A 21,342-nucleotide genomic window follows, 5' to 3' on the forward strand; every position below is an offset into this window, starting at 1 on the left:
TCAGCCTCAATACGTGCTTGTCTCTAAACGCTCGGTTTCAGCTTTTCCAGCCTCAATACGTGCTTGCTCTAAACGCTCGGTTTCAGCTTTTTCAGCCTCAATACGTGCTTGCTCTAAACGCTCGCTTTCAGCCTTTTCAGCCTCAACACGCTCTTGCTCTAGACGATCGCTTTCTGCTTGTTCTGCTGCAATACGCGCCAGCTCTAAACGCTCGGTTTCAGCTTTTTCAGCCTCAACACGCGCTTGCTCTAAACGCTCGATTTCAGCTTTTTCAGCTTTTTCAGCCTCAATACGTGCTTGCTCTAAACGCTCGCTTTCAGCTTTTTCAGCCTCAACACGCGCTTGTTCTAGACGATCGCTTTCTGCTTGTTCTGCTGCAATACGCGCCAGCTCTAAACGCTCGGTTTCAGCTTTTTCAGCCGCAATTCGCTCTTGCTCAAGGCGCATTTGCATTTCTTGTTCGGCTAAACGCTGTTGCAGCTCTAATTGTTTTGCGTGGGCATCAGCTTGTTCTTTTGCCAATAATTCAGCATTTGCTTGTTCAACCGCTAACTTTTCAGCTTGCTCTGCATCGTGCTTCTCAGTTTCAGCGCGCTCTTGCTCTATACGCTCAGCTTCTTGTTGTTCGGCCAACGCTTGTTGGTTATTAGTTTCTTTTACTTGCTCTGCTTGTTTTTCATCTGACTTACCAAAACCAAACCAAGACAGGAATTTACTTTTTTTTGCCATACTTGCTAATAACCACTTATAAAAATCTGATAAACTAAAATTTGAAAATAGCTTTATTGTGCTCGGCAATATCTGCCAGCAAAAAAAACAGTTCAAAACATTAAGAGCTAAATAGTAACACTTTTAATGCAGTTGAAAAATGAAGCTATACGTAATCTACTACAATATTATCTGAGCTAGATCCCAGATACCATTTTTTAGTGAGCTAAATGAGAAATAAAACGGCGCAAAATAAAGTAATTAATAAATCAAGTGATGGCTTTATTAGAATTATAAGCGGTCAATTTCGTGGCCGAAAGCTACCAGTAAAGGATGTGCAAGGTCTGCGTCCAACCACCGATCGCATAAAAGAAACAGTATTTAACTGGTTAATGCAAGATACGCGAGATACAAACGTACTTGATTGCTTTGCCGGCTCTGGTGGTTTAGGGTTTGAAGCATTATCTCGTTTTGCTAAAAGCGCTACTTTTATTGAGCTTGATTTATTAGCAGCAACGCAATTAGAACACAATATAACAACTTTAAAATTGCAAAACGCGCACGTAAAAAATATAAATACATTATCGTTTTTAGAACAAAAAAACCTAAATGAACCTTTTGACCTCGTTTTCGTTGATCCCCCTTTTCGTAAAAACCTAGCCCAAATTAGCTGCGATTTTTTAGAAAAGAATCAATGGCTCAGCTCAGAAGCTTTAATTTACGTTGAAGTTGAAAGTGATTTAAACTCATTCACAAAACCAGATAACTGGCTGTTAATTAAAGAAAAAAAAGCTGGGCAAGTGTTTTCTAGGTTGTACCAACGCCAATCAAATTAATACTGTTTTACATGATGTGTTTCTGTTAATATTGTCCTTTACATGTGGTGTTGCTTCGGATTACAATACCGCACCATTTTTGAACCACTTGATCAATGTTTGATCAACTTGAGCAACGCTCATAATTTAGGTAGGTGAATTTTTAATGCCAGTAATTAAAGTAAGAGAGAACGAACCGTTTGACGTAGCACTTCGTCGCTTCAAGCGTTCATGTGAAAAAGCAGGAATCCTTTCAGAAGTTCGTCGTCGCGAGCACTATGAAAAACCAACAGCTGAACGTAAACGTAAAAAAGCTGCTGCAGTTAAACGTCACATGAAAAAACTTTCTCGTGATAACGCTCGTCGCGTTAAATTATACTAATATATTAGGTCTTGTATAAATGAGCCTTTTAATAACGCTAAAAGATGCGCAAAAAGATGCGATGAGAGCCAAAGACAAGCAACGTCTTAACCCTATTCGTATGGTACTTGCTGCAATCAAGCAACGTGAAATTGACGAGCAAATAACGCTAGACGACGCAGGTATTACCTCCGTTATAGTGAAGCTTGTTAAACAACGTCGTGACTCTTACACTCAGTACAAAGATGCTGGGCGTGATGATTTAGCTGATATTGAAGCCAATGAAATAGTAGCGCTTGAAACTTTTTTACCTCAACAATTGAGTGAAGAAGAAATCATTGCTCTCATTGACGCGGCTATTGCTGATACTAATGCAGCAGGTATGCAAGACATGGGTAAAGTAATGGGTATAATCAAAAGCAAGGCTGAGGGTCGCGCCGATATGGGCAAGATCTCTGGTTTAATTAAGCAACGATTAACTGCCTAATACTCCCACATACATTAAAGTATGATTGAAGTAAACCGAGCCTTGTGCTCGGTTTCTTTGTTTTTAACTTTAATAAAAGTGCTTCAATGTGGTTATTTAAAGATAAAATTATTTATAGCTACTCTGTTTATTTAGCTTTCGTTTTGGTAAGTTAAAGCACGTTATACTCTGCGCCAAGCGAGTATAAAAAGTAAATTTCACATTCGTTATTTTTATCATTATCTCAGGACTGCATTTTACTAATGGCTGGAAAGATCCCACGTAACTTTATAGACGATTTACTTGCCAGAACCGATATTGTCGACCTGATAGACTCAAAAGTAGGTCTAAAAAAAGCAGGTAAAGATTATCAAGCTTGCTGCCCTTTTCATAATGAAAAGTCCCCTTCGTTCACGGTATCTCAAGATAAGCAGTTTTATCATTGTTTTGGCTGTGGCGCTAACGGGAATGCGATTTCATTTATAATGGAATACGAAAAGCTCGAGTTTGTTGATGCTATTGAAGAAATAGCCAGCATGCTTAATTTAGAAGTACCTCGAGAACAAGGCACAAGTTCAGCACCAGAACGCACCGCAGCACAAAAGCGCTCTGATTACGATTTAATGCTCCACACAGCACGCTTTTATCAACACCAATTAAAACACCACAGCAATTCAACGGCTGTAATAGACTACGTTAAGGGCCGAGGTTTAAGTGGTGAAATAGTTAAAAAATTTATGATTGGTTACGCTCCAAGTGAATGGGATGGTTTATGCCTACAGCTTGGCCGCAACAAAGAACAAAAAGAGCAATTAGTTGAGCTAAAGCTCGCTTCAGAAAAAACACCCGGTAGACAATTTGATTTTTTCCGCGACCGCTTAATGTTTCCTATTCGCGATAAACGCGGACGTGTTATCGCCTTTGGTGGGCGTGTAATGCAAGCCGACCAAGGTCCTAAATATTTAAACTCTCCAGAAACCAGAATTTTTCATAAAGGTTTTGAGTTATATGGTTTATATGAGGCAAAACAAGCTCATAAAAAGTTAGACCATGTACTTATTGTTGAGGGTTATATGGATGTGGTGGCGCTTGCTGAACAAGGTATTGAATATGCTGTTGCTGCACTTGGTACTGCAACTACGAGCGAACACATGCACACCCTTTTTAGAACAACAGATAAAGTTATTTGTTGTTACGATGGGGATCGCGCAGGGCGAGATGCAGCGTGGCGAGCACTTGAAAACGCTCTTCCTTATTTGAATGACGGAAAAGCCTTAAATTTTGTTTTTTTACCCGATGGTGAAGACCCTGACTCTTTAGTACAAAAAGAAGGTAAAGAGCTGTTTGAACAACGCTTGAGTGAAGCCGATGACTTTACAAAAGTATTATTCAATAAATTAAGCCTAGAAATAGATTTAACACTCGATTCTGGCAAGGCAAAATTACTTAGTGCTGCACTGCCATTAATAGAAAAAATACCCAGTGAGTTTTATCAAGAAAACATTCTTGAACAACTCGGTCGTTTAATTGGTCGAACACGTGAGCAGCTTAATAGTCGCTTAAAAACACCTAAGCAACAGCACTCTATTGAGCGAAAATTTAAAATAACACCTATGCGACAGGCCATTGGTATTTTAATTCAGCACCCACAATTGGCTAAAAGTATTCCTTATTTGCCCGATTTAGCGCAAATGAGCATAGCCGGTATTGGATTATTACTGCGCCTACAAGAACAAGCATTAGAAAAAGAGAATGTTACCACCGCGCAATTACTCGAATTTTTTAGAGGAACTGAAGATTACGAGCCATTAATAAAGCTTGCAACGTGGCAACACGAAATAAATGAAGAACGTTTAGAGACTGTTTTTCAAAATACTTTTAAATTTATTGAAGATCAGTGTTTAAATTATCGACTAGAGACCTTATTAATAAAGGACAAGACACAAGGTCTCAATAGCGATGAAAGACTTGAATGTCATTTGTTAATGACAGCGTTAAAAGCCACTAACAGCTAGTCAGATCTAATTTTGGCTGTTATACTGTGCTATTCACTGCGTCACATTATTCTAGTTGGCTTAAATGCAAACTACATGATGGCGCCTGTTGTATCAACTTATCAGAGTGGAAGAAAAAATCTCTATGGATCCAACTCCTCAGTCACAATTAAAACTTCTGATTCAGAAAGGTAAAGAGCAAGGCTACTTAACTTTTGCAGAAGTAAATGATCACCTTCCACAAGACATTATAGACTCAGATCAAGTAGAAGATATCATAAGCATGATTAATGATATGGGTATCAAGGTTAGCGAAAATGCGCCTGATGCTGATGAATTAATGATGCAAGAAACAACGACAGACGAAGACGCAGCAGAAGCTGCCGCTGCAGCCCTTGCGACTGTAGAAAAAGAAATCGGCCGTACAACTGATCCGGTACGCATGTACATGCGTGAAATGGGTACTGTTGAACTTCTGACACGTGAAGGCGAAATTGTAATCGCTAAACGTATTGAAGAAGGCATTAATCAAGTTCAGATTTCTGTTGCAGAGTACCCTGAAGCAATCACTTACCTACTTGAACAGTGGGATAAGTTTGAAGCTGAAGAAATGCGTTTAAGCGATATCATCGTTGGGTTTATCGATCCGAATGAAGATACAGCGCCAATTTCAGCAACTAATATTGGTTCAGAATTAAGTGCTAAGCAACTTGACGACGATGATAAAGACGACAAAGACGATGCTGATAGCGACGATGAAGATGAAGAAGAGATAGACACAGGACCAGATCCTGAAGAAGCTCGCATTCATTTTGAAAATCTACGTGATTTATACAACAAAGCACGTGATACGTTTGAAGCTAAAGGTCGTTCGCATCCTGAATCACAAGCAGCCATTTTTGAAATTGGCGAGCTTTTCAGAACCTTTAAATTAATACCTAAACAGTTTGACCGCATGGTAAATAACATGCGTGAAATGATGGACAGAGTTCGCGTTCAAGAACGTCTAATCATGAAACAAGCTGTACAAATTGCTAAATTACCGAAGAAAACGTTCGTTAAGCACTTTGCTAACAACGAAACTGACGCTTCTTGGGTTGATTTAGAAATTTCAGGTAACGAAAAGTATTCAGCTAAGCTTGAAGAAGTTAAGCCAGAAATCATTCGTAGTATTAATAAATTATCTGTTATTGAACAAACAACAGGTTTAAGCATTGAGCGTATTAAAGACATTAACCGTCGAATGAGCATTGGTGAAGCGAAAGCACGCCGCGCGAAAAAAGAAATGGTTGAAGCTAACTTACGTCTTGTAATCTCAATTGCTAAAAAATATACAAACCGTGGCTTACAATTCTTGGATTTGATCCAAGAAGGTAACATTGGTCTGATGAAAGCCGTTGATAAGTTTGAATATCGCCGTGGTTATAAGTTCTCTACTTATGCTACGTGGTGGATACGTCAAGCAATCACTCGCTCTATTGCTGACCAAGCAAGAACAATCCGTATTCCGGTACATATGATTGAAACGATTAATAAACTTAACCGTATTTCTCGTCAAATGTTACAAGAAATGGGTCGTGAGCCAAATCCAGAAGAATTAGCAGAACGCATGATGATGCCTGAGGATAAAATCCGTAAGGTACTTAAGATTGCTAAAGAGCCAATTTCAATGGAAACACCAATCGGTGATGATGAAGATTCTCACTTAGGTGACTTTATCGAAGATACAACCATTGATTCGCCAATCGATTCGGCAACAATGGAGTCTCTTCGAGGCGCAACTAACGATGTACTTGCAGGCCTAACAGCTCGTGAAGCTAAAGTACTACGTATGCGTTTTGGTATTGATATGAATACCGACCACACCTTAGAAGAAGTAGGTAAACAGTTTGACGTAACACGTGAACGTATTCGTCAAATAGAAGCGAAAGCGCTGCGTAAATTACGCCACCCTTCTCGCTCAGATTTACTGAAAAGCTTTTTAGACGCTAAATAATTTTAGCGCTACTATATAAACTAAAAAGGCCGCTATAGCGGCCTTTTTTCTATTTGAAGGAAATAACCATGGCTTGGATCCAAATTCGTATTAATGCCAATGCTGCAACAGCTGATGCCGTAAGCGATCTATTAATGGAAGCGGGTAGCGCTTCAGTAACCTTTATTGACGCAAAAGACACCCCTATTTACGAGCCTAAAATTGGCACTGTTGTGTTCTGGGCTGATACCACAGTCATTGGCTTGTTCGAAGCTAATCACGATATGAATGCAGTTGTTGCGTTATTGAAGCGCCATGATGAGCTAAAAGACAATTTAGTATACAAAATCGAGCAACTTGAAGATAAAGACTGGGAACGTGAATGGATGGATAACTTCCACCCTATTCAATTTGGCGAAAAACTATGGATTTGCCCAAGCTGGCGCGACATTCCAGACCCTGATGCAGTAAATGTATTGCTAGACCCAGGCCTTGCTTTTGGCACGGGCACACATGCAACAACGGCCTTATGCCTTAAGTGGTTAGAAAGCCAAGATCTGACGGGTAAAACGGTTGTTGATTTTGGTTGTGGCTCAGGCATTTTAGGTATTGCAGCTATAAAACTAGGTGCAGAGCGTATGATTGGGATAGATATTGACCCTCAAGCGCTTGAAGCAAGCCTTGATAACGCTAACCGAAATGGTGTTGCAGACAAACTCGAAGTATACCTTCCAGAAAACCAACCTGAGTTTAGTGCTGATATTGTGGTGGCTAATATATTGGCGCAACCGCTGCGTGAACTTCACAGTGTAATTTTGGGATTACTCAAGCCAGGTGGAAAAATTGCTATGTCGGGCATATTAGAAGAGCAAGCCCAATCGGTTGCCGATATTTACGCGCCGTTTATTGAGCTAGATGACATTGCCGTTGAAGGTGATTGGACTCGAGTGAGTGGCACTAAAAAAGCGTAATAAACTGCACAATCAAATTTAGAGCATTAACTCAAAACATGCATGTAAAGCCTGTATTTAACAGGCTTTACTATTTTTTTACATAATAAAAAATAAACTTATTTTGTTGCAAAAACAAAATACGCTCAAATTTCGCACAAATAAAGCCATTCCTCATACGGTTATCAAATGTCAATACGAAAAGGGCAAAAAAAAGTCACTTTTGTTCAATTTATAGCCTTTGATTTTTGCTAAAAAAACCGTAAACTTAGCGCCCCTTGAAAAGAGGCCTATTGAATATAGTGCGTATCGGTAAATACCAACTTGAGAATAATGTAATTGTCGCGCCAATGGCAGGCATTACAGACAGACCATTTAGACAACTTTGTCGTCGCTTAGGCGCGGGGCTTGCTGTGTCTGAAATGTTATCGTCAAATCCTAAGGTTTGGAAAACAGAAAAGTCGATGAACCGTATGGATCACAGCGGTGAATCGGGTATACGTGCTGTGCAAATTGCAGGAGCAGATCCTGAGCTTATGGCGCAGGCCGCACAATTCAATGTTGCTAACGGTGCACAGATCATAGATATCAATATGGGGTGCCCAGCAAAAAAAGTGAACAAGAAACTCGCAGGCTCTGCCTTATTACAGTTTCCTGAACTTGTGGAAGAGATTATTGATGCAGTCGTTAACGCTGTAGATATACCTGTAACACTTAAAATCCGTACAGGATGGGATCCGGATAACCGTAATGGTGTAGAGATTGCGAGAATAGCTGAACGTTATGGCATTGCATCACTTGCTGTACATGGGCGTACGCGCGCATGTATGTACAAAGGTGATGCTGAGTACGCCACGATTAGGGATATAAAACGTTCAGTGTCGATTCCTGTTGTTGCCAATGGTGATATTACATCACCAGAAAAAGCAAAACAGGTTTTAGACTATACGGGTGCAGATGCCATTATGATTGGCCGAGCCGCCCAAGGTCGCCCTTGGATATTTAGGGAGATAGACCACTATTTACGAACTGGGGAACACTTACAGCCGCCTGCTATTGCAGAGGTGCGCAGTATATTAATGGAGCATTTAACAAACCTCCATTTGTTTTACGGTGAGCCAATGGGAGCGCGAATTGCTCGCAAACATGTATCTTGGTATTTGCAAACCCATGACAGTGATGGTCAGTTTAGGCGAGTATTTAATGCGCTCGACAATCCACAGGCACAGGTCGTCGCATTAGAGCAATACTTTAAAACACTAGCAGCTAACTAAGAAAGAAAGAGACTTAATAATGTTCGAACAAAACGTGACTTCTCCATTTATCACTAACCCTCATGTTCAGTCACACGAGAAACCGCAGCCATTGCGTGATGCAGTAAAAAAAGCTGTTCACCACTATTTAAAGCAGCTTAACGGTCAAGATGTGCAAGACGTTTACGACCTTGTTCTTTCAGAGCTAGAAGCGCCATTACTTGAAGAAGTGATGACATATACACGTGGTAACCAAACTCGTGCAGCAATTTTACTAGGTATCAACCGTGGTACTTTACGTAAAAAGCTTAAAAAATACGGCATGAACTAATACCAATTATATTGAAAGCGTAAGTATTCTAACGAGCTAAACAAGCCCATAACGTCGTTAATAATTTTTTATGTAGAATAACTACACAGCAAAATTTTTTCCTTGTTATAGACTTGTTTTTCTATCGTTATAACTACTTACTAATCCAATACAACTGGTATTATGCAAAAAAAGCACCCTCGGGTGCTTTTTTTATGCCTACAACTTATTAACCAAATTGCAAAATGCTCACCCTCATCGGCGCTTTATAAGTCGTTTTTTGAGTTGTAATCAGTTAAAATGCCCGCTTCTAAGCTAGCTCATTAACTGAGGAAATCAAACTACAATGGATACTCATCGTCCCATTCGTCGCGCACTATTAAGTGTGTCTGATAAAACCGGTATTGTTGAATTTGCCCGCGCACTAGAAGCGCAAGGCGTTGATATATTATCAACTGGCGGCACATGTAAACTACTTGCTGATAACGCCATAAAAGTGACTGAAGTATCAGATCACACAGGCCACCCTGAAATCATGGATGGTCGCGTAAAAACTCTTCACCCAAAAATTCACGGCGGCATATTAGCCCGTCGCGGACAAGATGAAAGCGTAATGGCAGATAACAACATTTCTGCTATCGACATAGTTGTAGTTAACTTATACCCCTTTGCGAATACAGTCGCTCAAGAAAACTGCAGCCTTGAAGATGCTATTGAAAATATTGATATTGGCGGCCCTACAATGGTTCGTGCAGCCGCTAAAAACCACAAAGACGTAACAATCGTGGTAAACGCGAGCGACTACGACCGTGTTATTGGCGAAATGCAAAACAACAATGGCTCTACTACGTATAAAACACGTTTTGACTTAGCGATTGCTGCTTACGAGCACACTGCCGCATACGATGGCATGATTGCTAACTACTTCGGTAAAATGGTGCCTGATTACACCGAGGAAGCTGCTGTAGAGACTAAATTCCCACGTACTATCAATATGCAGTTCACTAAAAAGCAAGATATGCGCTACGGTGAAAACTCACATCAAGATGCTGCTTTTTATGTTGAAAATGACATTGCTGAAGCATCAGTTGCAACAGCAACTCAATTGCAAGGTAAAGCTCTTTCGTTTAACAATATTGCCGATACCGATGCTGCGCTTGAATGCGTTAAAGAATTTGATGTACCTGCGTGCGTAATTGTAAAACATGCTAACCCGTGTGGTGTTTCAATTGGCGACAACATTCTACAAGCATACGAGCGCGCTTTTAAAACAGACCCTACATCAGCATTTGGTGGCATTATTGCCTTTAACCGAGAGCTAGATGCAGCAACTGCACAAGCCATTGTTGAGCGTCAGTTTGTTGAAGTAATTATTGCACCGAGTATTTCGAGCGACGCTGCAAAAATTGTTGAAGCTAAAAAGAACGTTCGTTTATTAGAATGTGGACAGTGGACAGGCAAAGCCGCTGGCCAAGATATTAAACGCGTTAACGGCGGTATTTTAGTTCAAGACCGCGATTTAGGCATGGTAACGCAAGGCGACTTAAAAGTTGTTTCTAAACGCCAACCTACAGAGCAAGAACTTAAAGATTTACTGTTTTGCTGGAAAGTAGCTAAGTTTGTTAAATCAAACGCAATTGTTTATGCCCGTGACGGTATGACTATTGGCGTAGGCGCAGGCCAAATGAGCCGCGTATACTCAGCTAAAATTGCAGGCATAAAAGCTGCAGACGAAAACCTTGAAGTTAAAGGTTCAGTTATGGCGTCTGATGCGTTCTTCCCATTCCGTGATGGCATTGACGCAGCCGCAGCCGCTGGCATTACTGCGGTAATTCAGCCTGGTGGCTCAATGCGTGATGAAGAAGTGATTGCAGCTGCTGATGAAGCTGGCATGGCAATGGTACTAACTGGTATGCGCCATTTCCGCCACTAATCACACAAAGGGTTAAACGTTGGTTTAACCCTTTTTGTTTGCTATAAATTCACGTATTCTGATTATTCAATAACCTATTTAAAATTATAATGTGAAGGAACAAACAATGAAATTTGCGCTAAAATCGCTACTTGTAGCCACACTAACGATGACATCGACTATGGCGCTTAGCCATAACCACGAATCGAGCCTTGAACATGCACTTCAATCAAGCGAACGCAGCGCTAAAAACAGCGTTCGTGACGAATATCGTCACCCGGCTCAAACACTGGCATTTTTTGGCTTTAAACCAACTATGACAGTTGTTGAAATTGCGCCCGGCGGTGGTTGGTATAGTGAAATTTTAGCGCCAGCACTAAAAGAGCAAGGCACTTATTATGCCGCGCACTTTCCTGCTGATTCATCAGTTGGCTACTACCAACGCTCTCTTGCGGGCTTTAAACAAAAAGTAGCTGAAGATAAGCGTTTTAGTAGCGTTAAAATTACTGAGTTTGCACCTGTAACACATTTAGATATTGCGCCAGCTGGCAGTGCCGATATGGTTTTAACATTTCGTAATGTACATAACTGGTACATGGGCAAAGATAAAAGCGGTGCATTAAGTGCATTCCAAGCTTTTTATAAAGCCCTTAAACCAGGTGGTGCATTAGGTTTAGTTGAACACCGTTTAGCTGAAGAGCGTGCTGACGAAGATCAAAAAACATCAGGTTATATGAAGCAGAGCTACGTAGTAGACCTTGCTAAACAAGCTGGGTTTGAATTAGTAGCAAGCAGTGAAATAAATGCAAATCCAAAAGATACAGCCGATCACCCTAAAGGTGTATGGACGCTACCACCAAGCTTAAGACTCGGCGAACAAGATGCTGATAAATATAAAGCCATTGGTGAAAGCGACCGCATGACGCTGAAATTTAAGAAACCGCTTTAAATAGGAATTTTCGCCATGAATGTTTTAGTCATTGGCAGCGGCGGCCGCGAACACGCACTTGCGTTTAAAGCCGCTCAAAACACCAAAGTAAATACTGTATTTGTAGCCCCTGGTAATGCAGGTACTGCACTTGAACCAAAACTTGAAAACGTAGCAATAAACGTTGACGACTTAGATGGTTTACTTAATTTTGCACAGCAAAATAAGGTAGAGCTTACTATTGTAGGTCCTGAAATACCGTTAGTACTGGGTGTTGTTGATAAGTTTCGTGAACATAACATGGCTATTTTTGGACCAACGGCGGGCGCAGCTCAGCTTGAAGGTTCTAAATCGTTTACTAAAGACTTTTTAGCACGTCATAAAATCCCAACGGGCGACTACCAAACGTTTGAACAGATTGAGCCTGCCCTTGCTTATTTAAAAGAGAAAGGCGCACCAATTGTTGTAAAAGCAGATGGTTTAGCTGCGGGTAAAGGCGTAATTGTAGCCATGACGGAGGCCGATGCCGAAGAAGCTATTCGCGATATGCTTGCGGGTAATGCTTTTGGCGATGCGGGAAGTCGTGTTGTTATTGAAGAATTTTTAGACGGTGAAGAAGCGTCTTTCATCGTAATGGTTGATGGTAAAAACGTATTACCATTTGCGACCAGTCAGGACCATAAACGCGCTTACAATGGCGATGCGGGTCCTAATACGGGTGGCATGGGTGCATACTCACCTGCGCCAGTTGTTACTGATGAAATCCACCAGCGTATTATGAACGAAGTGATCTACCCTACGGTAGAAGGCATGGCAAGCGAAGGCCATCCATACACAGGCTTTTTATACGCAGGTTTAATGATTGACGAAACAGGCACCCCTAAAGTCATTGAGTACAACTGTCGCTTTGGCGACCCTGAAACTCAACCAATGATGCTACGTTTGCAATCAGACCTAGTTGAATTGATTGAAGCCGCTAACCGTGTAGAACTTGATAAAACAACAATTAAGTTTGACCCACGTGCAGCTGTTGGTGTTGTACTTGCCGCTAAAGGTTACCCTGGCGATTACCCTAAAGGCGATGCTATTTCGGGGCTACAAGTTGATTACCCTGCGGGTGAAAAAGTGTTTCATGCGGGTACTAAGCAAGATGGCAATGACGTTGTAACCGCAGGCGGTCGCGTATTATGCGCAACAGCACTTGGTAACACTGTTACGCAAGCGCAGCAACGCGCCTATGAGCTTGTTAAACAAATTAGCTGGAATGGTATGGAATATCGTACAGATATTGCTTATCGTGCTATTGCCCGCGAGCAATAGGCTTAAAATACCTGTTTATTGGTATAACCAGTTAATTTAACTACAAAAGCGCAGTCTCTCTGCGCTTTTTTAGTGCTACACTAATTAAAAGTTTTTTTAAAAGTACGCGAACGTTGGAACTAAGAACTTTACGTTATCATGCAATTGCTGTTGCCATACTAGTACTTATATTTTTTATTATAAGTACACTGGCATCAAACCTCGTCGTGCCTACACGATATACAATTGATAAAACCGCGCCCGTATATCTTGATTACGCGTACTATATTGATGAAACTAAGAGCCTTACTTTTGACGATGTTATAACCCAGCCGCAGTTACTCACTCATCAAAAATTTTCGGAAATACCATGGAGTTTTACTCAACAAAATTATTGGCTGTTTCTCGATTTAGAAAATAAGAGCTTCAAAAAAGAAAACGTTGTTGCCCATTTTGATAACCCCATGGTTGATCACCTAACTATTTTTCGACTCAATAAAAACAACCAATTAATTGATACTTATAAGCTCGGAGATAAAGAACAAGCACTTACTTTATTTCAATACAGTGTGCCGCATATCCGCTTTTCGCTCGAAAGTAAGTCCTCACAACGACTCGTAATGAAAATAGATACGATAGGTATAAGTAAAACACCTGTAAATTTATATCGTGATAAAGAGTTTATTGACTTAGTGCGTTCGCAAACAGGGATTTGGGGGATTTTTGTTGGCGTATTGCTAATGGCTGCACTGTACAATCTTGTTCTTTATTTTGGTATAAAAGACCGAGTTTACTTAATTTATATTGGCTACATTATTAGCGCTATTATACTAATGGGAGCGGTATTAGGTTTTGGCTTTTATTTATGGCCAATGGAATGGCAATTATTTATTCACGAAAAAATAGTACTTGGTAATTACGGCGTTGCTTTTTTTACCCTCTCCTTCTGTATTATGTTTTTACGTTACCACAAAGAAAAATGCTGGCGCTATAAAATGAGTACAGCGCTACTTAAGCTTATGTTTGTTCTTGCTGTAAGCAGCCTTTTTATCCCTGAAAATATAGCAGCACCTATTTTTTTTGGAGTGATGAGCCTACTTTATATAGCGTGTATTATTTTAATTTATAACAAATTACGTAGTGGTTTTAGATGGGCTAAATTTTATGTTTTTTCATGGGTGCCACTAATTTTTGGCGCGGCAATTCAACCCATGGAACTGACTGGCCTTTTACCTTATAGCTTTACCACACGCCACGCCTTTTTAATGGCTATACTATGCGAAGTAATATTAATGGCAATGGCATTAGCAGACCGAGTTAGGTATCAGCGTGAACGTGCTTTATATCACGCTACGCACACTCAACAAACAAAGCTTCTTAATAGTGCTAAGCTCAAGCAAACCTTTATGGAGTTACAAGCAAAAAACCGCTCAACAACTTTGTGTTTGATTAAAATACGCCACTTTAACTCTCTTAATACTATAATTACCCCTTCTCAAGGCTATGCACTTATAAAACATATAGCGAGAGAATTAGAGTTAGAATTGAGCCACGAGCGCGAATTTATAAATCTTGATACTAACTTAAACACCATCCCTCGATTAGCCGATCTCAATAGCGGCGTATTTGCCTGTATTTCGACTAAAACACAAAACCAAGAAATGCTAGAAGCACTTCTCACCAAAGTAATTAGCAACTTACCAAAACAATACGAAATAAAAGGGCTAAACCTGCAACTTAATTACAGTATTGGCATTAGCTGTGCGGGTAAAACTAACGACTTTGAGTATTGGTTAAAACGTGGATATTTAGCACTTAAAAAAGCAAAAAGTAGTGTTAATCAAGTAGGGTTATCATCAAACGTGAATAACCAAATGATGGACGTTTCCTTAGCTGCAAAGCTACAAAAAGCCATAAAAACAAATCAACTTGCACTCTATTACCAGCCGCAAATAAATTTATTAAATAACCAAGTAATAGGCGCAGAAGCTTTACTACGCTGGCCCGATCCAACCTTTAATAATTTACCGATTGAAGAGTTAGTAATTCTTGCTGAACATACAGGTATTATTAACGAACTAACACTGTGGGTCATTGAACAAGCCTGTAAAGATATTGCCGAACTAACAAAAAATGGTTACATCAATCATACTATTAGCGTCAACCTCAGCGCTAAAAACTTGACCATAAATAACTTAGCTGAAAAAGTAGAAAATATACTCATTAAATACCAAGTACCGGCTCGTTTACTTAAGTTTGAACTAACCGAATCAGCTTTTGTAGAGAGTCAAGATGCACTCATTAAATTAGTTGATGAATTATCGGCATTAGACATTAACGTTGTTTTAGACGACTTTGGCACAGGTTACGCATCACTTAACTACTTAGTTAACTACCATTTTAGTGAACTAAAAATAGATAAGTCGTTTGTTTTTGATTTACCTAATAACCCCACTCATCAAGTTATTGTACAAACAGCCATTGATATGGCGCACAACCTTAATTTATCAATAACAATTGAGGGGGTAGAAACTCAGGAGATTCATCACTTACTTAAAGACATGAATGCTGATTCTGCCCAAGGTTATTTATACGCAAAAGCACTGCCTTACACCGACTATTTACACTTCTTAAAAAGCCAATATAGCTTAAAAATGTTAGACTCCTCTTTTTAACATCTTTAGGGGCCAAGTAAAGATGCAAGGCACACTGCGTAAACTAAAATCGAGTTTAACCGAACCAGTACAATACCACTTACCTGTAGGTGAGCACTTAGTAGACTTAAATGCATTTATAGGTAAGGAGCTTACGCTCACCTTTAGTGGTACTATTTTATGTTCTAACTGCGGTAAAAAAACCAAAAAAAGCTATTCTCAAGGTCACTGTTTTGTATGCATGCGCAAGCTCGCTAGTTGCGACATGTGTATTATGAAACCAGAAACTTGCCACTACGATCAAGGCACTTGCCGAGAGCCACAGTGGGGCGAAGAAAATTGCATGATCCCACACTATGTGTATCTCGCTAACACCTCTGGATTAAAAGTAGGTATTACCCGCCACACACAAATACCGACTCGTTGGGTGGATCAAGGCGCTACTCAGGCATTACCTATTTTTAAAGTGCAAACTCGCCTGCAATCGGGTTTAGTGGAAGTTGCTTTGGCTGAATTTATTGCCGATAAAACCAATTGGCGCAATATGTTAAAAGGCCAAAACGACGCACTTGATTTAAAAGCAGCCGCGGCTGAGTTAATTCCACAAATTAGCGAAAAACTAAACGAGCTAAGTGAGTTATTTGGCGCAACAGCAATAGAGCAATTAGATGAAGATGTTGTTGATTTAGATTTTCCAGTAACCGAATACCCAACAAAAATCAGCTCATTTAACTTTGATAAAGACCCTGTTGTAAGTGGTGTTTTACAAGGTATTAAAGGTCAGTACCTAATCTTTGAAAAAGGCGTTATTAATATTCGTAAATTTACGTCTTATGAAGTAACGGTAGGCTAACAGGCTATGTTAAACAGCTACCCACAGTTATTGGTTATTTATAATGAGCTTGAGATAGCTCACACACCACAAGACCGTGAGGAGTACTTGCACAGTGTTGCAACAAGCGACTTAACTGATGTGGTCATACTTAATAAGCGTGGTGAATACTGCACTTTAAAAAACACACCTTGTGAGCCGTTAAGCGCAGAGCAACTTGCTGTACTCGTAACAAGTTACTTATTAAATGAAGGGCATTGTTGTTTAAGTAAAATAACAACCCTCACCGTTGAGCAGGCATTTAACTTACTTGAGCTATAAAACGCAGCACAATTAAACCTCAGTAAGCACTTTTATATGCGCTACAGCACTACGACCTAACGCTGATAGCGCATAGCCACCTTCTAAATACGAAATAACCCCTTTGCAACCGCCCTCCTTTGCCACACTGCATAGCTGCTCGGTGAGCCAAATGTAGTCACTTTCAACAAACTTTAAGCTCGCCATATCATCTTCTAGGTGTGCATCAAACCCTGCGCTTATAAAAAGCAATTCAGGCTTAAACACTTTTAATTTTGGTAACCATTGCCCAGTAAACACGTCTTTTAGGTCGTCGCCATTACTAGCAATTGGCAGAGGGGAATTAACTATATGGCTATTATTTTTAACTGCTGTATTTGGGTAAAACGGATACTGAAATAACGAACAAAGCAGTACATTTTCGTCATCAATAAAAATGTCTTGTGTGCCATTACCATGGTGTACATCAAAATCCGCAATAGCAATGCGTTTAACCCCTTTGCTTTGTGCGTATTTAACGGCAATAGCTAAGTTATTAAACACACAAAACCCAGATGATGACTCTTTATTAGCATGATGTCCTGGCGGGCGTACTGAGCAAAAAGCAGCATCGAGTTTATCGGCAAGTATTTCATCAACAGCTAACAACCCCGCACCTACTGCCCGCTCAATCGCTTTAAACGAATCGGGGCACAGCCACGTATCGCCATCTAAATTAGCGAGCCCTTCTGTTGGTAGCGTATTTTCTACGTGTTTAACTAAAGCTTCATCGTGAGCAAGTAAATAATGCTCACGATCGGCTTTAGGTGCTTGTAGGTGTGTTAAGCCAACATCTACACCGCTGGCTAATAATCTGTCGGTAATTGCATCTAAGCGCTCTGGGCACTCAGGATGGTCGTCTATCATTTTATGCTTACGGCAATGAGGATGAGAAATAACAGCGGTACGCATAAAAAGTCCCTTACAAGGTGTAAAAACTTAATATAACAAAGCCACCGGCTGGTGGCTTTGCGACTTTGGTTTATATCAACACTTTAAATATCAAAACTATTAACTACTTTGCTTTTAAATGCAGGTTTCTAAAATCAAAGCTAAAGTCGGTCACTTGTGTTGATACTGCACGCATTTTAGCGCTGTTTACACGATTACTAACATCCATATCAAAGGTAATAAACGCATCTGCTTCAAGTAGCTTTTCATTCCACTTAACGATAAATGTATTGCCAGTATAGTGCTCAAGAGTGCCTTTTAAACGTTTAGTATGCGTAAAATCAATGTGTAATTTACTATCGAGCTGCTCAATAATCACATCACCATACCAATTGTCGTGCAATGTACCGGTGTAATTAATATTTGGTAATTGTGGCTGGTAGTCTGCAGGTGCTTCTGGTTTTGCATTAGCGTACGCTTTTTGTTTTCTTTCAAAATGGCTTTTAGCTAAATCTTCTACCCAGTCTTTATCTTCAAGTTCAAGCGCATCTTCAAGTACTTCATGGGTTACTGCCGAAAGCGCACCAAAAGCTTGTTGGTTAGATAAAATAACAATACCGAGTTTTTTCTCAGGCAATAAAGTAACTTGCGATACCATACCTAAAATACCACCGCCGTGACCTAACTTTTTAAAGCCGTGGTAGTCTTCAATGCTCCAACCTAGCCCATACCCTCTAAATTGCTGATGGTACGACTCAAACGCGCTTTTAGATGCCATAGACGTAATATGTGGGTGCCACATTTGCGCTTGTTGCTTTTCGCTAAACAGCTGCTCGCCATTAGGCATTTTACCGCCCGCTAATTGCGTACGAAGCCATTGACTCATATCGCTTACACTTGAAGCAATGGCGCCTGCGCCTCTAAAGTCTTCCAGGTAGTTCACAAAAAATGGATGAAGTGAGCCATCCATAGGAATATGACCTGTAGCCCAGTTTTTATTGCTTTTTGGAATGCGTGAAAAACCTGCGCGTGAGTTGTCCATGTGTAGCGGCTGTAATATATTTTTTTCGATGTAATCGTTCCAGCTCATACCCGACACACGTGCAACCACTTCGCCAGCGGTAACAAACATCAAGTTGTTATAAGCGTACTTACTACGAAAGCTGCTCGCTGGTTTTAAATACTGTAATCCCGCTAAAATTTCATCAACGGGCTTATCCGTGCTTGGCCAAATCATTAAATCGCCTTGCCCAAGCCCTAGCCCACTGCGGTGACTTAATAAATCACGAATACGCATTTCGCGTGTTACGTACGAGTCGTACAATCTAAACTCTGGTAAATGATCAATTACGCGGTCATCCCAGCTCAACTTCCCTTCATCAACCAACTTGGCAAGTGCCGCTGTTGTAAACGCTTTGGTGTTTGAAGCAATACCAAACAAGGTGTCTTTGTTTACTTTTTTGTTGGTATCGAGATTAGTTACACCAAAGCCTTTAGCAAATATCACTTTATCGTTTTCAACAATGGCGACTGCCATACCTGGTACGTCAAAACGTGCCATTGACGCTTTAATAACGTCGTCAATTTTGTTGGTATCAACTTGTGCCCAGCTACTAAACGTAGTGCTTGCTAGTAATGCAATTGCGGCTAATTTGGTTAATTTCATATCAATCCTATTTTATTATTTTTGATGAACTGCAAATTCAATTGCTGCACGCTCTTTATTGGTATCGCTTTTGTGCGGCCTATTGAGTATTGCATCACTGTATTCTTTTGGTACGCCTGCTTCAAGTGCGCCGCGATGAACGTGTTTTATGTACCAATCGTATGGGAGTACATCGCTGTCATGGGTATTAGCTATATAACAATGTGCGGCTACAGCCTCACCCGTTAAAAGCGTTGGGGTTATATCTACGCAGTCGTAACCTGCGCCCTCAATACTGTCTAAAATGGTTTTTTCTTCTTCATTAAGCTCATAAATAACGCCATAAACCAACGCATCTTCTTTATTGCTTGGGCAGATACTGCACTTACCTGAGCCATCTTTAAATAACATATCAAAAGTAAGCTCGTAACCTTTAAGTACCGCTGTTCCTACACGCTTTACATTCGGTAAACGCGCCAACAAACGGTTAGATGACATATTAGAGCCAAACGAAAAATTATATAACGGCATTTTATCTCCTGCGCTTTTTAAATAAGTTAAATAACAACACGTACTGCAAGGGCAATTAAAATAACGCCAATTCCACGGTCAAACCAATAACCACGCTGCTGGAAAAAGCCCCTCACATTATCTCTAGAAAGCAATATTGAAAGCATTGAAAACCACACCCAAGTAGCCAGTGCCATGTACACGCCATAAACGATCTGCACGCTAGTAGGTGTTGTTGGACTAATCACTAGTGTAAATAACGACATAAAAAATAACGTGGCTTTTGGGTTTAATGCATTGGTGAAAAAGCCGCGCCTAAAAGCCACCCAAACGGGTTCCTCTTGAACGGTTTTGTTTTCAACATCTTTTACAGCCTCGCCCTCATTACTTGCAGGCGGTTTTGCAGCTCTAAGAGCTTGTACGCCTAAGTAAGCTAAATATGCACCAGCAAGGTACTTAAGCGCCATAAATAAACTAGGCGATTGCGTTAAAATAAGCGCTACACCTAACACGCAATAGGCAACGTGCAGTAAAATAGCAGCGCCAACACCGGCGCTTGTCCACAATGCATTGCGCCTACCTTGTTGCACACTTTGCTTGAGCACAACGGCAAAGTCAGGCCCAGGGCTTGCTACTGCAAAAAAATGAGCAATAACAATCAGTAAAAATTCATCTAAGTATTCCACGCAAGTCCTTGCTAGTTTGGCGAATAAGCTAATAACAGCGGGTTGGCCGAGTTATTTACCAATGCTTTAATTTCTTTTTGTGCTTTTTTAAACTGACCACGCAGATGCGGTTTTAAGTGTTTTTTAGAGACTTTATCGTTTTTAAAGTAACTAATAAGGGCATGCATAAATACCGTATGTGTTTCACTTAGCTTAGCTTCACGGTTAGCGTATGGGTTGTAACAAGAACCACAACCGCCCTTAAACTGATACACCGTGTTGCTCATCATCACACCAAACCCTAAAAAACAGGCAAGCGCATCGGCAGCTTGTGGTAAATACTCCCTACCACCTGGCGGTAGCACCCCAACGTGATGAATAAGTATGGTGGCCAGAGTACCCGCATAACTTGCTACTAAATCTTGTGGCTGATTAATCTGATTAGGATTAAAAGAAATGCTGACCTTATGGCTTGGCGGCACAATTAAATGGCTGCCTTCTCCACGTATTTCATTGCTAAATTCAAAGTATGGAAAAACCTGAGGCTGCAATTGCTGAGGTGCAACTAACTGAATAGGCCACGCGCTCATACCTGCATAATTAGTAACGCGGGTAAAAACGTTAGTCGCCATTTCTTCAATACTTGATACCGAATCAGGAAAAAACGCTGCTGTAGGCAATATTATTTTTGTTTGCTTAGTAAAGTACTCCGCATCAAAATTCTCTACCGCCCAAATAAACGTATCAATAAGCCATTGCTGTTCTTGATCTTCCAATAATGGTGCCGATTTAAATAAAGCTAACATAAGGTGCTCTTATAAGTTTTAGGTGCTAG

General features: G+C 40.4%; 20 protein-coding genes. 14 read left to right on the plus strand and 6 right to left on the minus strand.

All coding sequences use genetic code 11. From position 1 onward, the window contains the following. Positions 1–6: 6 nt before the first annotated feature. Positions 7–729 (minus strand): hypothetical protein, encoded by a 723-nt coding sequence (locus tag P20495_RS08080; protein WP_306304979.1) that lies wholly within the window; start codon positions 727–729, stop codon positions 7–9. A gap of 209 nt (positions 730–938) precedes the next feature. Here P20495_RS08080 and rsmD point away from each other — a divergent pair, with 209 nt between their 5' ends. The 14 genes from rsmD to P20495_RS08010 all read left to right on the plus strand — a co-directional run bounded on the left by rsmD (position 939) and on the right by P20495_RS08010 (position 16,778). Then, positions 939–1,544 (plus strand): 16S rRNA (guanine(966)-N(2))-methyltransferase RsmD, encoded by a 606-nt coding sequence (gene rsmD / locus P20495_RS08075; RefSeq protein ID WP_007376028.1) that lies wholly within the window; start codon positions 939–941, stop codon positions 1,542–1,544. Positions 1,545–1,689: 145 nt separating this feature from the next. Then, complete coding sequence (rpsU, locus tag P20495_RS08070) at positions 1,690–1,905, plus strand: 30S ribosomal protein S21 (protein ID WP_002957797.1); 216 nt, start codon at positions 1,690–1,692, stop codon at positions 1,903–1,905. Positions 1,906–1,924: 19 nt separating this feature from the next. Beyond that, positions 1,925–2,371 carry a GatB/YqeY domain-containing protein gene (locus P20495_RS08065; RefSeq protein ID WP_007376027.1) on the plus strand — a complete coding sequence of 149 codons (447 nt, stop codon included), beginning with the start codon at positions 1,925–1,927 and terminating at the stop codon, positions 2,369–2,371. 242 nt (positions 2,372–2,613) lie between these two features. Next, positions 2,614–4,365, plus strand: a complete 1,752-nt coding sequence (dnaG, locus tag P20495_RS08060) for a DNA primase (RefSeq protein WP_008136894.1) — start codon at positions 2,614–2,616, stop codon at positions 4,363–4,365. Positions 4,366–4,489: 124 nt separating this feature from the next. Next, positions 4,490–6,340 (plus strand): RNA polymerase sigma factor RpoD, encoded by a 1,851-nt coding sequence (rpoD, locus tag P20495_RS08055; protein WP_007376024.1) that lies wholly within the window; start codon positions 4,490–4,492, stop codon positions 6,338–6,340. Positions 6,341–6,408: 68 nt separating this feature from the next. Then, a complete protein-coding gene (prmA, locus tag P20495_RS08050; RefSeq protein WP_002957801.1) occupies positions 6,409–7,290 on the plus strand; it encodes a 50S ribosomal protein L11 methyltransferase in 882 nt (293 codons plus the stop codon). Positions 7,291–7,571: 281 nt separating this feature from the next. Then, positions 7,572–8,543, plus strand: coding sequence for a tRNA dihydrouridine synthase DusB (gene dusB / locus P20495_RS08045; protein WP_010553368.1), 972 nt, complete (start codon positions 7,572–7,574; stop codon positions 8,541–8,543). Positions 8,544–8,562: 19 nt separating this feature from the next. Next, positions 8,563–8,853 carry a DNA-binding transcriptional regulator Fis gene (fis, locus tag P20495_RS08040; RefSeq protein ID WP_002957804.1) on the plus strand — a complete coding sequence of 97 codons (291 nt, stop codon included), beginning with the start codon at positions 8,563–8,565 and terminating at the stop codon, positions 8,851–8,853. Between the two features lie 325 nt (positions 8,854–9,178). Further along, positions 9,179–10,765, plus strand: a complete 1,587-nt coding sequence (gene purH, locus P20495_RS08035; RefSeq protein ID WP_008136901.1) for a bifunctional phosphoribosylaminoimidazolecarboxamide formyltransferase/IMP cyclohydrolase — start codon at positions 9,179–9,181, stop codon at positions 10,763–10,765. A gap of 106 nt (positions 10,766–10,871) precedes the next feature. Next, the gene (locus P20495_RS08030) at positions 10,872–11,693 is read left to right on the plus strand and encodes a class I SAM-dependent methyltransferase (protein ID WP_008136903.1); all 822 of its coding nucleotides are present in this window, start codon (positions 10,872–10,874) and stop codon (positions 11,691–11,693) included. 15 nt (positions 11,694–11,708) lie between these two features. Then, the gene (gene purD / locus P20495_RS08025; RefSeq protein WP_008136905.1) at positions 11,709–12,992 is read left to right on the plus strand and encodes a phosphoribosylamine--glycine ligase; all 1,284 of its coding nucleotides are present in this window, start codon (positions 11,709–11,711) and stop codon (positions 12,990–12,992) included. Positions 12,993–13,105: 113 nt separating this feature from the next. Continuing rightward, positions 13,106–15,646 carry an EAL domain-containing protein gene (locus P20495_RS08020; RefSeq protein ID WP_008136906.1) on the plus strand — a complete coding sequence of 847 codons (2,541 nt, stop codon included), beginning with the start codon at positions 13,106–13,108 and terminating at the stop codon, positions 15,644–15,646. A gap of 22 nt (positions 15,647–15,668) precedes the next feature. After that, a complete protein-coding gene (locus P20495_RS08015; RefSeq protein ID WP_008136908.1) occupies positions 15,669–16,478 on the plus strand; it encodes a DUF2797 domain-containing protein in 810 nt (269 codons plus the stop codon). Between the two features lie 6 nt (positions 16,479–16,484). After that, positions 16,485–16,778 (plus strand): DUF4144 family protein, encoded by a 294-nt coding sequence (locus P20495_RS08010; protein WP_008136910.1) that lies wholly within the window; start codon positions 16,485–16,487, stop codon positions 16,776–16,778. Between the two features lie 12 nt (positions 16,779–16,790). On the opposite strand, the gene P20495_RS08005 is transcribed toward P20495_RS08010, so the two are convergent. The 5 genes from P20495_RS08005 to P20495_RS07985 all read right to left on the minus strand — a co-directional run bounded on the left by P20495_RS08005 (position 16,791) and on the right by P20495_RS07985 (position 21,313). Beyond that, positions 16,791–17,708, minus strand: a complete 918-nt coding sequence (locus P20495_RS08005; protein ID WP_008136911.1) for a histone deacetylase family protein — start codon at positions 17,706–17,708, stop codon at positions 16,791–16,793. A 103-nt stretch (positions 17,709–17,811) separates the two neighbouring features. After that, positions 17,812–19,353 carry a serine hydrolase gene (locus P20495_RS08000; RefSeq protein ID WP_008136913.1) on the minus strand — a complete coding sequence of 514 codons (1,542 nt, stop codon included), beginning with the start codon at positions 19,351–19,353 and terminating at the stop codon, positions 17,812–17,814. A gap of 15 nt (positions 19,354–19,368) precedes the next feature. Further along, complete coding sequence (locus P20495_RS07995) at positions 19,369–19,863, minus strand: gamma-glutamylcyclotransferase family protein (RefSeq protein WP_008136915.1); 495 nt, start codon at positions 19,861–19,863, stop codon at positions 19,369–19,371. Positions 19,864–19,889: 26 nt separating this feature from the next. Then, a complete protein-coding gene (locus P20495_RS07990) occupies positions 19,890–20,528 on the minus strand; it encodes a LysE family translocator (protein WP_008136922.1) in 639 nt (212 codons plus the stop codon). 11 nt (positions 20,529–20,539) lie between these two features. Then, on the minus strand, positions 20,540–21,313 hold the full coding sequence (locus tag P20495_RS07985) for a hypothetical protein (protein WP_008136923.1): 774 nt from the start codon (positions 21,311–21,313) through the stop codon (positions 20,540–20,542). Positions 21,314–21,342: the final 29 nt, after the last annotated feature.

Origin of the sequence: Pseudoalteromonas sp. BSi20495, from assembly GCF_000241185.1 — a bacterium.
Taxonomy (GTDB): domain Bacteria; phylum Pseudomonadota; class Gammaproteobacteria; order Enterobacterales; family Alteromonadaceae; genus Pseudoalteromonas; species Pseudoalteromonas fuliginea.

What these genes read in the sequence shown, in the direction of transcription:
- P20495_RS08080 (WP_306304979.1), bottom strand. Translation starts at nt 729, where the DNA reads ATGGCAAAAAAAAGTAAATTCCTGTCTTGGTTTGGTTTTGGTAAGTCA.
- rsmD (WP_007376028.1), top strand. Translation starts at nt 939, where the DNA reads ATGAGAAATAAAACGGCGCAAAATAAAGTAATTAATAAATCAAGTGAT.
- rpsU (WP_002957797.1), top strand. Translation starts at nt 1,690, where the DNA reads ATGCCAGTAATTAAAGTAAGAGAGAACGAACCGTTTGACGTAGCACTT.
- P20495_RS08065 (WP_007376027.1), top strand. Translation starts at nt 1,925, where the DNA reads ATGAGCCTTTTAATAACGCTAAAAGATGCGCAAAAAGATGCGATGAGA.
- dnaG (WP_008136894.1), top strand. Translation starts at nt 2,614, where the DNA reads ATGGCTGGAAAGATCCCACGTAACTTTATAGACGATTTACTTGCCAGA.
- rpoD (WP_007376024.1), top strand. Translation starts at nt 4,490, where the DNA reads ATGGATCCAACTCCTCAGTCACAATTAAAACTTCTGATTCAGAAAGGT.
- prmA (WP_002957801.1), top strand. Translation starts at nt 6,409, where the DNA reads ATGGCTTGGATCCAAATTCGTATTAATGCCAATGCTGCAACAGCTGAT.
- fis (WP_002957804.1), top strand. Translation starts at nt 8,563, where the DNA reads ATGTTCGAACAAAACGTGACTTCTCCATTTATCACTAACCCTCATGTT.
- purH (WP_008136901.1), top strand. Translation starts at nt 9,179, where the DNA reads ATGGATACTCATCGTCCCATTCGTCGCGCACTATTAAGTGTGTCTGAT.
- P20495_RS08030 (WP_008136903.1), top strand. Translation starts at nt 10,872, where the DNA reads ATGAAATTTGCGCTAAAATCGCTACTTGTAGCCACACTAACGATGACA.
- purD (WP_008136905.1), top strand. Translation starts at nt 11,709, where the DNA reads ATGAATGTTTTAGTCATTGGCAGCGGCGGCCGCGAACACGCACTTGCG.
- P20495_RS08015 (WP_008136908.1), top strand. Translation starts at nt 15,669, where the DNA reads ATGCAAGGCACACTGCGTAAACTAAAATCGAGTTTAACCGAACCAGTA.
- P20495_RS08010 (WP_008136910.1), top strand. Translation starts at nt 16,485, where the DNA reads ATGTTAAACAGCTACCCACAGTTATTGGTTATTTATAATGAGCTTGAG.
- P20495_RS08005 (WP_008136911.1), bottom strand. Translation starts at nt 17,708, where the DNA reads ATGCGTACCGCTGTTATTTCTCATCCTCATTGCCGTAAGCATAAAATG.
- P20495_RS08000 (WP_008136913.1), bottom strand. Translation starts at nt 19,353, where the DNA reads ATGAAATTAACCAAATTAGCCGCAATTGCATTACTAGCAAGCACTACG.
- P20495_RS07995 (WP_008136915.1), bottom strand. Translation starts at nt 19,863, where the DNA reads ATGCCGTTATATAATTTTTCGTTTGGCTCTAATATGTCATCTAACCGT.
- P20495_RS07985 (WP_008136923.1), bottom strand. Translation starts at nt 21,313, where the DNA reads ATGTTAGCTTTATTTAAATCGGCACCATTATTGGAAGATCAAGAACAG.